Source organism: Anoxybacillus sp. PDR2, assembly GCF_009834045.1.
In the GTDB taxonomy this organism is placed as follows: domain Bacteria; phylum Bacillota; class Bacilli; order Bacillales; family Anoxybacillaceae; genus Anoxybacteroides; species Anoxybacteroides rupiense.
Genome location: NZ_CP047158.1, coordinates 1835110 through 1849999, shown reverse-complemented (window position 1 = coordinate 1849999; position 14890 = coordinate 1835110). Strand labels below are relative to the sequence as shown.

8 protein-coding genes are annotated in these 14890 nt (G+C 33.5%); 6 read left to right on the top strand and 2 right to left on the bottom strand.

All coding sequences use genetic code 11. The features are described from left to right. Window positions 1–168 precede the first annotated feature (168 nt). From GRQ40_RS08840 to GRQ40_RS08820, 5 genes are all read left to right on the top strand, one after another. A complete protein-coding gene (locus tag GRQ40_RS08840; RefSeq protein ID WP_236546425.1) occupies window positions 169–525 on the top strand; it encodes a hypothetical protein in 357 nt (118 codons plus the stop codon). A 668-nt stretch (window positions 526–1193) separates the two neighbouring features. Continuing rightward, complete coding sequence (locus GRQ40_RS08835) at window positions 1194–4712, top strand: tetratricopeptide repeat protein (protein ID WP_236546448.1); 3519 nt, start codon at window positions 1194–1196, stop codon at window positions 4710–4712. A gap of 935 nt (window positions 4713–5647) precedes the next feature. Beyond that, a complete protein-coding gene (locus GRQ40_RS08830) occupies window positions 5648–5926 on the top strand; it encodes a SunI/YnzG family protein (RefSeq protein ID WP_159719774.1) in 279 nt (92 codons plus the stop codon). A gap of 378 nt (window positions 5927–6304) precedes the next feature. Further along, window positions 6305–7120: a hypothetical protein gene (locus tag GRQ40_RS08825; RefSeq protein WP_159719773.1), complete on the top strand. Its 816-nt coding sequence runs from the start codon at window positions 6305–6307 to the stop codon at window positions 7118–7120. A gap of 1549 nt (window positions 7121–8669) precedes the next feature. Next, complete coding sequence (locus GRQ40_RS08820; RefSeq protein WP_159719772.1) at window positions 8670–11261, top strand: DEAD/DEAH box helicase; 2592 nt, start codon at window positions 8670–8672, stop codon at window positions 11259–11261. Window positions 11262–12043: 782 nt separating this feature from the next. Here the strand turns inward: GRQ40_RS08820 and istB are convergent. Together istB and istA are read right to left on the bottom strand one after the other, a co-directional pair. Next, window positions 12044–12808 carry an IS21-like element helper ATPase IstB gene (gene istB, locus GRQ40_RS08815; protein ID WP_066329639.1) on the bottom strand — a complete coding sequence of 255 codons (765 nt, stop codon included), beginning with the start codon at window positions 12806–12808 and terminating at the stop codon, window positions 12044–12046. After that, entirely contained in the window at window positions 12805–14067 is a 1263-nt protein-coding gene (gene istA / locus GRQ40_RS08810; RefSeq protein WP_066329642.1) for an IS21 family transposase, read from the bottom strand. The genes istB and istA overlap by 4 nt, the downstream gene beginning before the upstream one ends. A 222-nt stretch (window positions 14068–14289) precedes the next feature. Here istA and GRQ40_RS08805 point away from each other — a divergent pair, with 222 nt between their 5' ends. Then, on the top strand, window positions 14290–14889 hold the full coding sequence (locus tag GRQ40_RS08805; protein ID WP_159719771.1) for a GNAT family N-acetyltransferase: 600 nt from the start codon (window positions 14290–14292) through the stop codon (window positions 14887–14889). The last annotated feature ends 1 nt before the right edge of the window (window position 14890 follow it).

Below are 14890 nucleotides of genomic sequence, written 5' to 3'. Positions count from 1 at the left end.
AACACAATTATCTTTAACAAAGCCTTAAAATTAATAGGAAAGCAGTTCTTTGATATGTAAGAAGTTAAGGTGCAAATGCAAAAAGAATATAGATACATATTTTTCTTTTTATCTTAATTTGCTTACACAAAATTTTATACATCATCTTTAAAAGCCCGAGGATTTGAAATGTACTTAACCAAAAACGAAAAACATATTCGTTTATATATGAGCGGCAGAAAAACGATTAAGGAATTTTATGACTGGATTTATCACGATAAAGGATTATATTTAAAACGCAAATTTGAAGCGTTCCCAGATAAAAATATGGATGCAGAAACATTGCAAAATGCGAAATTTAAAAAGATAAAACAAGCTGTTGTAGCAAGAAAAAAAGCTTTTATCGATGAATATCGAAAAACTTATTGCGTTCATCAAGCATGTGAAACAGTTGGAATTACATTAGGAACGTATTATACATGGTTGAAGCGTGACAAATCATTTAGCGAAGAATTTTATAAAATTAAAGAAAGGGAAGTTAAGTAGCCAATAACTGCTTTATGTTTTTTGGATTTTAGTTTACATAATATAAAGTGAAGGATAAAAAAATGATAAGTCAGTATGTTGACTTAATAATCGGGTATAAACTTTGATAATTCGTATAAAAAAATGATAATTGAAGCTAAAAACAAATTGAAATAATTTATGTAAATATTAGCACATGTGTTCCTATTTGTCCAGATATAAACAAGAAAATATGTAAGGGGAAAGCAGACTAAAATATTCTGACTATTTAATCCCTCATACCATTATTTTCACGATACATAAAACCAATGGCTTTTTTTGTTTGAATTTCTACCAAAATCATAACAGGATCTAAGATGTTTTCATTTGTTGTCTTAAAAGAGACGCAATTGAAAAGATGATAAATACTTGTTCAAAGTAATTCAATCCTTGTTAAACTAACGGAGCGATGCTTAAATAAGGCATCGCTTTTTTATTCATCTAAAGGAGCAGGATAGTTTGATAAGGGTTTTAATTTTACTCTTCTAAATAATATACGTCTTTATGAGATTAAAATAATGAGGGGATGATGGCATTCAACTGTCATAAATCAGAGGTTGCTTTATTTTTATCAATAGAATTAGAGTATAATAAAAGCATATATGTTTTGGAGTGAAGTTATAAAGATTTTAACAGTGGGAAATTAGGTGATGTATGTGGATATAAGTTTACTACTAAAAGGTCTAGCAAGTGCTTTTTTTACTTTCACTATACCTAAACTAAAAAATTTAAAAGCTGTTCGTGATTTTAAAGATAAGTGGATAAAGGATAATTATTCACAGAAAATAACGCTTATGTTTCAAGCTGGTGTAGACGATGCAAAAGCGATTTTAGATCTCCCAGATGAGGTAATAAAGGATTTACTTGAAGATAAAATAAATAGACAAGAAATTTTTAGATGGATTATTGAAGGAACATCGGATGATGCCTTTAAACCAGATCATTTCTTTTTGGACCCTTATTTTGAAAAATATCCTCAACATCAGGATAAATTACTGCCATTTTTTCAATTGATACTACTAAAAATAAATGAGTATAAAGAAAAAAATTGGGATCCAGAATTCCAAAATATCTTACATGGGATGGAAAGGATAAGAGAGGAACTTCGAACTGGCTTCGAACGTTTAGAAAAACAGAATGAAAGAAACATGAATCAAATTCAAGAAAATATACAGTCAACAATTCTTAATGCACTTGGTCCAGTTGGATATGATGATTTAAAAGAACTCCTTGAAAAAGAAAAAGTCATTACCGCACGAAAAAAAGCAGAGGAACGAATTAAGCACGCTCATTCTAATGAAGAAAAGCTAGAATTAAATGCGTTGATAGCAAACAGTTATATGTGTTCTGGTAACGAAAATGAGGCCATCCCATATCTATATGCAGCCATCTCTTATTGTCAAGATGAACCAAGAAAAAATCGGCTATATGCTCTTATCAAAATCATCGAAGATAAACTAGATGAAGCTCTTGTATATGTTAATAAAAATATAACTTTAGAAGGCTATACCCCAAAAAATATTGAACTACTTTTAAATATTTATTTTTTACAAAAGGATTATGAGAAATGCCTTTCTTTATTAGAAAAACATGGTGATACGGGTGTAAGGGAATTAAAAGCTCGAATATTACTATTCATAAATAAATTCGATCAAGTCTTAAATTTGACTAATGAGGAACTAAATCAAAACCCTCTTTCAAAAGAATGGATGTTGTTAAAAGCAGAGGCTCATGTTTTGCAATTGGAACATTTAATATCGAAGGGAATGCTAGTAAACCACGAAGAAACATTCAAGCTTGTGATCCCACTATTGGAGAAAATTGGGGAAGAAAATGAAAACAGAAGACATTTAAGAAGAGTAAAGGAGCTCTATGCTGCTCTTTACTTCCGAACAAGACGCTTTAAAGAAGCAGCTTTATGTTATGAAGAGTTATATAAACTTACTTCGGACGATAAAAAAGATTCCTATTTTCAGAATTTGATTTGGTCTTATTATCTTTGTAAGGAATGGGAAAATGTAATTGACTCACTTGAGAATAAGATTAAAGATAGTAATTGTGTAGAACATGTCACCTTATTAGCTAGAAGTTATATGGAATCAGGAAATCCAAAGAATGCGTTACAGACATTAAATGATTATGAAGATTTAATAGAGGTAGACGAGGACCTCCCAATAGAATATTATTTTGTGAAACTTGAGGTTCTCTATCGTTTATTTAAGCACAAAGAAATCATTTCCTTTATAAAAGAAGTAGAAGAAAAAGGCCAAGATCACCTTAAAGCTGTTATTAAGGGATATTATGCAATTTTACAAGATGACTGGGATACAGCAATTTCAAATTTTGAGTATGCAGTAAACCACTGGGAGGGCCGAAATCTATTAGAAATAAAAATTCAATTAGTGGATGCCTACAGGAAAAAAGGCACCTTTGATGATTATCAAAAGTTAACAGAACTAATTCCTACTATTCCACATTGGATTCATCATGAATTATTTGTTAACACTTATACTCTCTCGTTGTACAAGCTTGGTCAATACGACAAAATTATATCTCTTTACTATAACGAATTAAAAGAACCAACTGTATTTGTTCAGGATATAGTAGCTTCGATATTTTTCCAATCAGATTGGTACGAGATTTCAAAAGAAATGTATGAAAAGCTTTTCCATCAAACAGAAGATATCAAGTTCCTGTTTCGATACTCTAGTTGTCTTTTCCGACTTGGCGATACAGAAGGGTGCTTAAACACCCTAAAATTGGCAGAAAAGAAAGTCAGTGAGAATGCTTCTATTGAAGATTTGCAACTACTAACCTTTGCTTATTTGGATGCCATGGAATATGAAAAAGCATTGGAGTATGCTTATCAGACCTTCAAATACGGAGAAAAAAACCCTGATGTTTGGCGTGCTTATTTTGGGCAATTCGTAGAAATAACACAAATGCTTGAAAAACCTAAACAAGAGCATGTTGATGCTTTTCATAAAGTTATGAAAGAATTTCACGAAACATTTCCAGAAGAAGAAAAATTATTTGAGCAATATCAGGTGATTGAAAATGGTCAATTATCAAAGGACTTCCTGTCAAGACTTGAATCCCTTCAAACTTCACAAAAAGAGGTAGAGGATCTTTTTGTAAAATATAGATTACCTTTACAAATTTTCTGTGACTTGATGCAGGGAAAACCCAATTTAACATGGGGACACGTAGCAACCCAAGAAAAACTCCATTTTTGGGCTTACGAAACAGGAAATATTGAGGAAGTACAAAAAGGACTACAATGTGTTTTATCATCAAAAAATATACTATGTGATATATTTTCCATCCTGACACTTGATTATTTAGGTTTACTTGAACATTTATCTAAAGAATTTCGTGTTTATATTTTTCAAGAACAATTTAGTTCACTGTTTTTTGAGTATTCGCAGTTAAAGTTATCTCGTTATAAAGGACTTACGAGTATTTCATATGCTAATGGAAGAATTATAGCTCATGAATGGACGTCGAAGGAAGTAGAAGAATCACTTGCAAAGATGGAAAAGCTCATAAAGTGGATCAATGAAAACGGTAGAAAAGTTGGAAAAGCCTTGATTAATCCATCAAACAAACAAGAGAAGAATTTTTTTGATGACCAACTTCAATTATGCAAAGATAGTTTATTTACCATGATAGTGGACAGTTTTATAGTAAATAAATATGCAAAGTCTCAATATAAAATCAATACGTTTACAGTTGTTGATTTTGTGAATTATTTACTGTTAAAAGGGGTGTTAGATAAGGAAACCTATTATGAAACGATTGGAAAATTAATCATGATCGGGTACCGTTATATCACGGCAAAAGCGGATGTTTTCATTTATTTTCTTAGGAAAAACCAATTTAACTTAGAAGGAGAAGTTGAATGGTTGTTTAGATACCTTCGGGAAGAAGAAGTAAACAGAGAATACGTCTTCTCCATAGTATTAGAAATTCTAGACTGGTTGTCGGAAGAACAAATGGAAAACGTAGAACAATTATTAGAGTACTTATGTGATGTATTAGTAGGGGAAGAGAAAAACATCGAATGGTTAGATAAACTTTTTTTGATGTGTGAAAAAGTATTCAAAGGAAACGATGAATATCTCAAAAGATTGAAAAAAGTACTGGAAAAGAAAATTGCGGGTGAATAAGTTATTTTGAATAACATATTGAAGTTGACCCAACAGGAAAATTATCGAGTTTGGGTCATTTGGATATGAAATGGAAGAATTGGAATAATATCACCTCTTCAAATTCCTAAATCATTAAAAACCCAAAAACAACTATTATCTCCTTGATTCTTACAAGGTTGTTGTTTTTGGGTTTTCTGCATCCTGTATTCTTAGAAAGCAAAAGAATCCTTGTAAGAGTAATGAAATGCAAGCAAAAAAATTAACATTTTGGTTTCGAACGGATAATTTAGACCATTATTTTTCTAAATAATCAATCAAAATATAAAAGATATACAAATATAATAAATGATTCATCTACAAATACACTATTTCCGTTTGTCCTCGGCTTTCACTGAAGCGGCAACGCGATTAAATTCCCGAATCCGCTTTTTTCTAAGAAACAGAAGTGTAGATTATAGTGTGCAACCATATAACTTATGTTCGTCAAATAAATAATAAAATAAATCAGTTACTGTATTAGTTAAAAGTCAAAGGCGTTCCTTTCCCGGAACATTTCTGATTTTTAGGCTCTTATTGATAGGGATTATCTATAATTGATTGCAGATTAATTTTCCGATTATAGATGGTGTTGCTTATGGGACATAATTCTGTCGTTACAACTACAAAAAGAAAAGAATTCTGTCTCTATGTATAATAAGTTTGCGTGAAATTCTAATTTAACGAAAACTTACAGACGGATAGATTTATTATTTGGTATAATTTTCTTATATCATATATATTTTCCTATTTATCAATTAAAAGTCACTTAGTGATACTTCTCCTAATAAATATTTTCGGTTCATCGGATTATGTGGTGGAACTGTATTAGAACAAAAGTTTATCCAGCAATTGAGGGATTCGTTCAATAAGTAATATTTATATTTATAACAGTAACAAAAGACTGGAGAGATGTTATGTTAGGGATAAAAGTAGAAAAATTAAGTGATAACTTGGTGATTAGTTGGCTGTTATCGAAAATAGAAATACCCATTTCTGATATTGTAGAAGTAACACTTGACGATACTTATGCTGGGAAGGAGAAAACAGCTATCAGAATTGGTACACCATATGGTGAAACGGATAGAGTTGTCATTCAAACACATTCTAACACCTATATTTTATTTACGACTGATGCAGTCTCCATTAAAAATAAAATCTATTCGTTTATAAACGATGAACTCAAACAGAAATGAAACTCTATTTCATGGCAAATGTAAAAACAAATTTTTGTTTTAAAATAAAACGACAAAATAACTTTCCACCACACAATCCGAATCCCTATATTTATTTTCAAAGAAAAAATTAAAAGAAAGTTCGAAAGGATGGTTTATATTGAAAACTAATTTTATGATTGTAAATGCAGTTGTAGGTTTAATATCCGGTGTTATGTTCATCATCCTTTAAACGGTTTTCTTGTGCTAATTACTTTAGTTGCTTTCTTTTTACAATTTCTTTTTGGTAACAATGAAGAAAACAAAGAAACCCTAGAAACAGAATAATCTCTGCTATCGATATGAAAGTGTTTTAGAGTGATTTATATAATTTTTGAAGTAACAAATGCTTAAAGGAGATTGGTAAAATTGCTTTTAAACTGTCTAGACTATAATACGACTATTCAATCATTAGAAAATATTTTAAAAGTAAATACTGATAGGATTAGTGAGTTTCTCGATCAATGTAGGTTTAAAGTTACCGTTGAAGGTCCTTTTCGGTCTTTTGAACGTATAGAAATGCATGAAATTAAAGAGTTCTTTAATATTGACCAGTTTGATTTTAATGAGGTAGTGGTACACCATGTTGCAGCTATTATTAATAAAGAAAGTTATTATAGGAACGGAATATTGAATTTAGAAAATTTAGCAACGACGGATAATAGTTTTTCGGAATTTCTTGCACAATACGACATCTCATTAAAGATTAATCCAAGTGGCACCATCTACATAATGAAAGATGGAAAAGAAATAGGTTCGGAATACACTGCATACAGATTCAGTAAAGATCAGTGTATTAATGGTTTTCTTCTAGGTGAGTCTGCGCTTATAGACACCAATGTTAAATATATTAGGAGATGTCCTGAATTAATTTCTCATATTGGTAGAGTGATTATTCGTAATTCTGAAATTGAAAGAAATTGGACTGAAAGGGCAATCCCTTCACTTATCTCTTTTAGAGTTCCAATAGAGCAAATAGATGCTACAACCTTCCATGGAGAACTTGAATACCATGAAAAACAAGAATTTTTTATAATAAAAGCTCTTGAATATTTACTTCTTAAACAAACCGATTACGGGATAGAAAATCCCATGATTTTTCTAAAAGAAAAAGCAACTGTTCCACCGGAAAACATTATTTCTATTGATGAACTATACAATAAAAATACTATGTAAACTTCTCGTTATAATTGGATATAACGTAAACTTCGATACAAATCGACAAAGGGCGGTACCTTCTATTGGCAACGACATCACTAGAGCGTCGAAAACACGAACAGCGACTAGATCCATAAGTTTGCTTTCCTTTCAGTTTCGATAAATAAAAGACACACTCTCCAAACAAGGGAAAGTGTGCCTTTAGGGTCATCTTTTTTAATTCAAATAAGCAGTATACAGTGTTATTCACTAGAAAATATTGCTTGCTACCTCATTCATTAATATTATACTTTCAACTAAGCACGTTTTTAACTACCAGCTCGTGATTTAAACGTGTAACTCAAATATTATTATCAGTAGACTGGTTATAAAAATTCATATTATCAGAGTGGCCTTGTAAAGCAGTGCACCAATCTCTAGGACAAATTGTCCTAGAGACGATTTTTATCTTCTGATATACTCCTGAATAGACATAAAAAATTTTAGCAAATTAAATATTTTTTTAGTGAATAGATATGGTTTACTCAATCTTTTCTGAGTAAACCTTGTAGTTAAGAATGCCAAATTTGGCATTCTTATTTTTTTAGTTTATGATGCATTTAATGATAAATAGGCAATTTAATTAACAAAGATATTATTAGTGAAAGCTTACAATGAGCTTCACACTGAAAGCTTTTTGTATGCACTCATGTAGTCATGTTGCGAGCACCTGTAAGTAGTATAGAATCATTGGATTCGGAGACTAATAAATGAGCATTAAGAGCTTGCTTATTTAACTAAACATCCAGACCAACAACTGGATTCACTCTAACATCTTTTCCTTCAAAAATGAAATGGCCGGTACCCCTTCATTCCACCTTGTAGTATCATAGGTTCGCTTGTTATACGGGCTCACAAGTCCCCACCAGCCTGAATCATGTTTCTACAAGTAGGTGGGCAAACTGTTTAGCCGATGGGACTTATGTCCCACGGGCAGGGATGTTCTGCCTCGGCTATCGTTATAATAAAACCATATAAAAAATGGTCAACCGGAAATATCTGGATGACCTTATAAGACGAACGGATGCGTTAATGGAAGAAGGCATATAAGAGGGTCTGAAAAAAAGTCCTTTTTCTTTTGGTTCAATCATGTCTTCCGATCATGTTGCGCTATGTCAACCTGACATGAGTAGGATATGCAGCCAAAGTCCTCAACCATTGTTTCTCTCCGAATGGTGCAATTAGAAAAAAAGGATAGTGCTGAGATGGATTGGGGATCAATTATTTTTCAATTGGTCATATTTGCTTTTCTTATTGCTTTTGAAAGTGCGGTGTTCTTTGTAGTCAAATCATTAGTCGTGAAACAATGAAGTGAGATTGAAAAGAAGCTGGATAGAATCATTGAACTCTTGGAGAAACTCTTAACCACATCCGTGAAGTGGGAAACAATGTTGAAGATAAGGGGAATCGAGGACTTATACCAAAAAAGGCTGATTTTAGGTAACAATCGACAATTTAAATGGCGCTTTAACAGTTTTTTTGTAATATAATGAAAATAGTGATAAATATTAGTAAGGGGGGGTAATAAATGGCTTTCAAAAAAAAGATAAGATCAAACGTGTCTATTGAAAGTCCTATAGCTTTATTTAGAGATTTAAGGAATAGAAAAGTAAAAGGTTTGCTTGACCATCAATCTGAAATGTTAGAAATTTACCAAAAAGAATTTATGAATGAAGATAATATTGCTATGGAATTACCGACAGGTAGTGGAAAAACTTTAGTAGGTCTTCTAATAGCTGAATATCGCAGAAGAGTAAATAATGAGAAAATTGTTTATCTCTGTCCTACAAAACAATTAGTTAATCAAGTAGTTGAAGAATCAAAGGAAAAATACGGAATAAAAACAGTAGCTTTTACAGGTAAACAATCTGAGTATGATCCTATATCCAAAGCTGAATACAATAGAGCCAAAACGATTGCAGTTACTACCTATAGTAGCTTGTTTAATACCAATACTTTTTTCTCTAATCCAGATGTAATTATTTTAGATGATGCCCATGCTGCTGAAAATTATATTGCTTCCTATTGGTCCTTATCAGTAAAGCGAAAAGAATATAAACAGCTATACTTACAAATTATCGAATTGATAAAGGGATCTTTATCCCACGGACATTATCAAACAATGGTTGCTGATTCTCCACTTTATGAAGAAACTCTAATTATAGAGAAATTACCTACAGAAAAATTTTATGAACATTTAAATGATTTAACTGTTTTACTTGATGGGAACGTCGGGAATACAACCCTTCAATATCCATGGTCAGTTTTAAGATCAAACTTAGAAGCTTGTCATCTTTACATTAGTTGGAGCGAAATTTTAATAAGACCTATTATTCCGCCATCTTTAACCCATGAACCTTTTGCTAATGCAAAACAGAGAATATTTATGTCAGCAACTTTAGGTAATAGTGGTGACTTGGAAAGAATGGTTGGAATACCTAAAATTAAAAGGTTTCCTATTCCCGAGGGATGGGATAAACAAGGATTAGGGAGAAGATTGTTCTTTTTCCCAGAAACTATTATGCAAGAAGATGAGGCAATCAATTTTTCACTAAAGATGACTAAACAAGTAGAAAGAGCCCTAATATTGGTTCCCGATGAGAAGACACGTGAAGATATTGAAAGCTTAGCTAGAGAAATTACGGATAAAGAAATATTAACATCTAGAGATTTAGAAGTGTCTAAGAGCAGGTTTACAGAGAATGAAAATGCAATAGCTATTTTAGCTAATAGATTAGACGGTATTGATTTGGCAGATGACCAATGTAGGTTACTTATTTTAATTGATATTCCTAGGGCGACACATTTGCAAGAGCGGTTTTTAATGTCACGAATGGCAGCATCTGTGTTATTTCATGATCGTGTAAGAGCTAGAATAATACAAGCAGTTGGTAGATGTACGAGAAGTCCTGTAGATTATGCAGCTGTATGTATTATAGGGCAAGAGTTAACCGATGAGTTAGTTGAAAATAAAAAGATAAAATTATTTCATCCAGAGTTACAGGCAGAAATAATCTTTGGTCATGATCAGTCAATGCTTATAAAGGATAAGGAGGAATTTCTTGAGAATTTAAAAATATTCTTAGAACATGATGATGAATGGAATGCCGCAGAAGAAGAGATTTTTAATGAACGTGACTCCAGAAAACAAGAAATATTAGGGGCTTCTAAGAAACTTCTAGAGGCAGCTCAACACGAAGTTTATTATCAGTACGCGCTCTGGCAAAAAAACTATGATAAGGCAATGGAGTCAATTTCAAAGGTTGTTTCAATTTTATCAGGTGATGATGTAAAAGGGTATCGAGGATTCTGGTATTATCTAGCCGGTAGTACTGCATGGTTAGCTTCAAAAGATGGGATTGCTTCATATGCTGCAAAGGTAGGAGAATATTATAATAAAGCAGCTAAATGTACAAACGTAGTTCCATGGCTAAATAAACTTGCAAATATAACTAATCGAGAAGAAAACGAAAATTATTCTGATACTTATGTTTTAAGTTTAGTAGAAGGGCTTGAAGCTCAGTTAGATAAGCTAGGTATTTCTAGTGATAGAAAATTTGAACAATTTGTCGCGGATATTTTGAATGCTTTAAGTCAGAAAGAAAATGGAAATTTATTTGAAAAAGGGCATGAAATGCTTGGTTGTTTATTAGGATACAATTCAGGCAATACCGAGGAAACATCAGGGCCAGACCCTTGGTGGATTGTTGATAATAAAATTTGTATTGTTTCAGAAGATAAATTATACGAACAAGAAGATAAGAGAATACCTGTTAAGCATGTACAACAAGTTGCTAATCATCCAACTTGGATTAGAAAAAAAATTATTAATTTGGAAGAAGATTGTAAAATAGTTCCTATAATGATAACGACAGCTCATTATATAGATCGTGATGCAGTAACTTTTGCAGATAATGTACTGTATTGGAACTATGATGAGTTCTTACGCTGGGCTATTTCAGCTATTGATGTTATTAGACGTTTAAGACAAAGATACTCGGGACCCGGTAACCCTGATTGGAGAAATGAAGCAGTGGCTGAATACAAAAAATACAAATTAACCCCTTTGGAAATAATCAATAGTTTAAAAGATTCTTTGTTAAAAAATCTTCCTAACTAATGAAGGATTATATTATTTGTAATATTAAAAATCCCCTTTTTGACATAGTAATATTGAAAACGGCTGTGATTGTAAAGGTGTATATACTCTTGATTGATTATATAAAGTATATAAAGTATCAACAAGCGATTTTGTGGACTTACATAATTATGTTATGGATAAAGTCCAGTAGGCTCAATTATATCTGAGTAAACCTTGTGTTAGACTTAATGATAAACAGGGAATTAATTAACAAAGATATAAGGAGAACATATATTTAGTGAGAGCTTGCAATAGGTATCACATTGCAAGCTTTTTGTATGCACTCGTAATCATGTTGCGAGCATTTTGTAAGCAGTATAGAATCATTAGGTTCTGAAACTAATAAATGAGCATTAAGAGCTTGCTTATTTAACTAAACATCCAGACCAACAACTGGATTCACTCTAAGTCCTCCTCCAAAAATGAAATGGACGGTAACCCCTCATTCCTCCATGTAGTATCATAGGTTCGCTTGTTATACGGGATCACCAGCCCCAACCAGCTTGAATCATGTTTCTACAAGTAGGGGGCAAACTGTTTAGCCGACGGGGTTTATGCCCCACGGGCGAGGACGTTCTGCCTCGGCTATCGTTATAATAAAACCATATAAAAATGGTCAACTAGAAATATCTGGATGACCTTATAATACGAAGGGTAAGATAGTTAAATAAAAATAAAATATGTACAAAAACGCTACCTTATGTCAATAACGATTTAAAATTCCCCAATTTCAACGAAATGAAATTCCCCATTATGAACGTTTAATTAGGCAACTGGGCAGGATAAACTCCTGCTTTTTTCTTTTCTCGTAGACGATAAGAATCACCTTTGATATTAAAGGTAATGGCGTGATGTAATAGGCGATCTAAAATCGCTGTCGCTAGTACATCATCACCGAATACTTTCCCCCATTCGAGATAGGATTTATTCGATGTGAGGATCATAGAGCCTTGTTCATATCGTTTCGATACGACCTGAAAAAAGACATTCGCCGTTAGCTCATCAAAAGGAAAGTAACCGACCTCATCCATAATGAGTACATCTGGACGACTCCAACGATTCACTAATCGCTGGAGAGTCCCTTTTTCGTTTGCCTTTCGGCATTCAGCCACTACATCGTCTGCGGTTAAAAATAAAGCGGTATACCCTTGAGTGATAGCTTCCACCGCAAAGGAAATCGCTAAATGCGTTTTTCCAACACCCGGTGGGCCTAGTAAGATTCGATTTTCCCCGTTGGCAATAAACCGACAGGTCAGCGTTTCTTTGACTCTCTTTTCACTGATACTCGGTTGAAAGGAAAAATCAAAGTCATGAATCGTTTTGATAGAAGGTAATTTGGCTCGTTTCATTCGCTTTTCTAGTTGTTGAGACTCTTGATATTCAATTTCTTGTAAAACAATAGTGTTTAGAAACTCAGAATATGATACATTATCTCTAGAAGCGTCTTCTAATAAACTATCTAGTTGGTGGGCTGTGTGGTGCCAACCAAGCTTTTTTAAGCGTTCGATTAACAGCTCGTTCATCATACAGTCTCACCTTCTTCCAATGCTGCGTAAGCAGCGAGAGGGCGTTGTTCTACTTTAGGAGATGGGGCAGAAGAAGAAAGGTCGTTGGTCGCCAAACCTTGAACGCCTTTTCTTCTCTGTCCTTTTTCTTTTGTATGTAAGCCCTCATAATGTTCCATTTGAATATGAGCAGTTGCTTTTCCTGTCAAAATCGGATGTTTGGCAATACACTCCTGTTCATCATAAATCTCGATATGATGGTCGAGAGTTTCTTTCACTTTTACAACCTGTCCTGCATAGCGATACGGAACGGAATATTTTTTTCCTCTGTATGAAACAAAACAATCTCGACTTACCTCTCGTGTCTCCCAGCGACATGTCGGGAATAATGGTTTGACTCCCCATGCTTGAAGGAACTTCTGTTCCTGTTCCAAACGTTGAATTGGCGGTTCATTCGTCGTTTGATTCGGCTTTCGATTGGCCACTTGATCCAGCCATGTACGAACAGCTTCATTTAATGCATAGAGAGTAGGTTCGTGTTTTCGCTGAAAGAAATTATCTTTCAAATACTTTACCACTCTTTCTACTTTTCCCTTTGTTTGTGGACGTTTCGGCCGACATGCTTTTGGAACAATACCGTAATACGCTAGAAAATCCTCGAACGTCCGGTTAAATCGAATTTCGATGGGACTATGTTTCAGAACAACGGTTTTCATATTGTCATAAAGAATCTGTTCAGGAATGCCGTTAAAGTAAGCAAATGCGTTCATATGACATTTCATTAATGTTTCTACATTCATATTGGTCGTAAACTCCACATACTTCATTCGGGAATAACCAAGTACCATCACGAAAGCATAAATATCTTGATATTGACCATCCACCAAGTACTTTCCCACATAGGCCCAGTCCATTTGAGCTTGTTTGCCTGGTGGTGTTTCATACCGTAAGGTAGCTTGTTTCTTTGGCTGTTCTCGATACGGTCGAACAAAATCTCTTAATATCGTCATCTTGCCAGTGTATCCCATCGCTTGGATCTCCTCAAGGAGAACAACACAATTCGTCGTACCTTCTTGTATTCGTTGAAGAAGATAGCTTTTATAAGGATCTAGTTTGCTTTTTCTTTTTTTCTCACTGACTTTACGCTCTGGAAGCTTGTCCCCCTTTAGATACTTACGAATGGTTTTCCGATCAAAACCTGTTTCTTTGGCAATCGCTGTTTGAGTCCAGCCTTTCTGATATAACTCTCGAATCATAAAAAACTCCCCTACCTTCAGCATCGTTTCTCCACTCCATTTAAGATGTTGTTTCGAAACGATTATCTGTTATTTTTGGGGAATTTTAAACCGCTGTTATTGGGGATTTTATCACCGGTGATTACACCTTACATCATAAGGTGGCTTTTTCATTTGGTCGAAAATCTACAATTAACGATAATAGAGCCTTTTAGAAAAGGGATAATAGCATGGATTGTTGAATTCTGTAAGATAGGGGGGGGATATATGTTACAAAAGGTGTCGCTGACAGGAAAAAGAATATCTCTTCGGACACCAACGCAGGATGATTTGCCAATTCTATATAACCTGATATATGGTGTGGAGAATCCAGAATGGAAAAAGTATGATGCTCCTTATTATCCGCTTGAATTTTGTACCTTTGAAAAGTTTTCTAAGAGAATGGAAGAAAAAATGAATGTTACCCATGTACCAAGTCAAATGATTATAGAATATCAAGGCCAAATTATAGGGATGGTTAGCTATTATTGGGAGGATCAACGTACACGATGGCTTGAAATGGGAATCGTCATATATTCTCCTGAACATTGGAATGGTGGATTGGGAACCGAAGCATTATCTTTATGGATAGACTATCTCTTTGAAAATCTAACCATCGAGAGAGTGGGGCTGACGACTTGGTCTGGAAATCCACGAATGATAAGATGTGCGGAAAAATTGGGAATGCGATTAGAAGGTAGAATGAGAAAATGCCGCTACTATAATGGTGAATACTATGATTCCATCCGAATGGGTATTCTTCGTGAGGAATGGAATGAGTTTAAAAAGAATAATCCCTTATTCAATTCCCATGAAAAAACGAGTTAAC

Bases quoted from the DNA above. Each gene is read 5' to 3' on its own strand.
- GRQ40_RS08830 (WP_159719774.1), top strand. From the start codon at position 5,648: ATGTTAGGGATAAAAGTAGAAAAATTAAGTGATAACTTGGTGATTAGT.
- GRQ40_RS08805 (WP_159719771.1), top strand. From the start codon at position 14,290: ATGTTACAAAAGGTGTCGCTGACAGGAAAAAGAATATCTCTTCGGACA.
- GRQ40_RS08835 (WP_236546448.1), top strand. From the start codon at position 1,194: ATGTATGTGGATATAAGTTTACTACTAAAAGGTCTAGCAAGTGCTTTT.
- GRQ40_RS08820 (WP_159719772.1), top strand. From the start codon at position 8,670: ATGGCTTTCAAAAAAAAGATAAGATCAAACGTGTCTATTGAAAGTCCT.
- istB (WP_066329639.1), bottom strand. From the start codon at position 12,808: ATGATGAACGAGCTGTTAATCGAACGCTTAAAAAAGCTTGGTTGGCAC.
- istA (WP_066329642.1), bottom strand. From the start codon at position 14,067: ATGCTGAAGGTAGGGGAGTTTTTTATGATTCGAGAGTTATATCAGAAA.
- GRQ40_RS08840 (WP_236546425.1), top strand. From the start codon at position 169: ATGTACTTAACCAAAAACGAAAAACATATTCGTTTATATATGAGCGGC.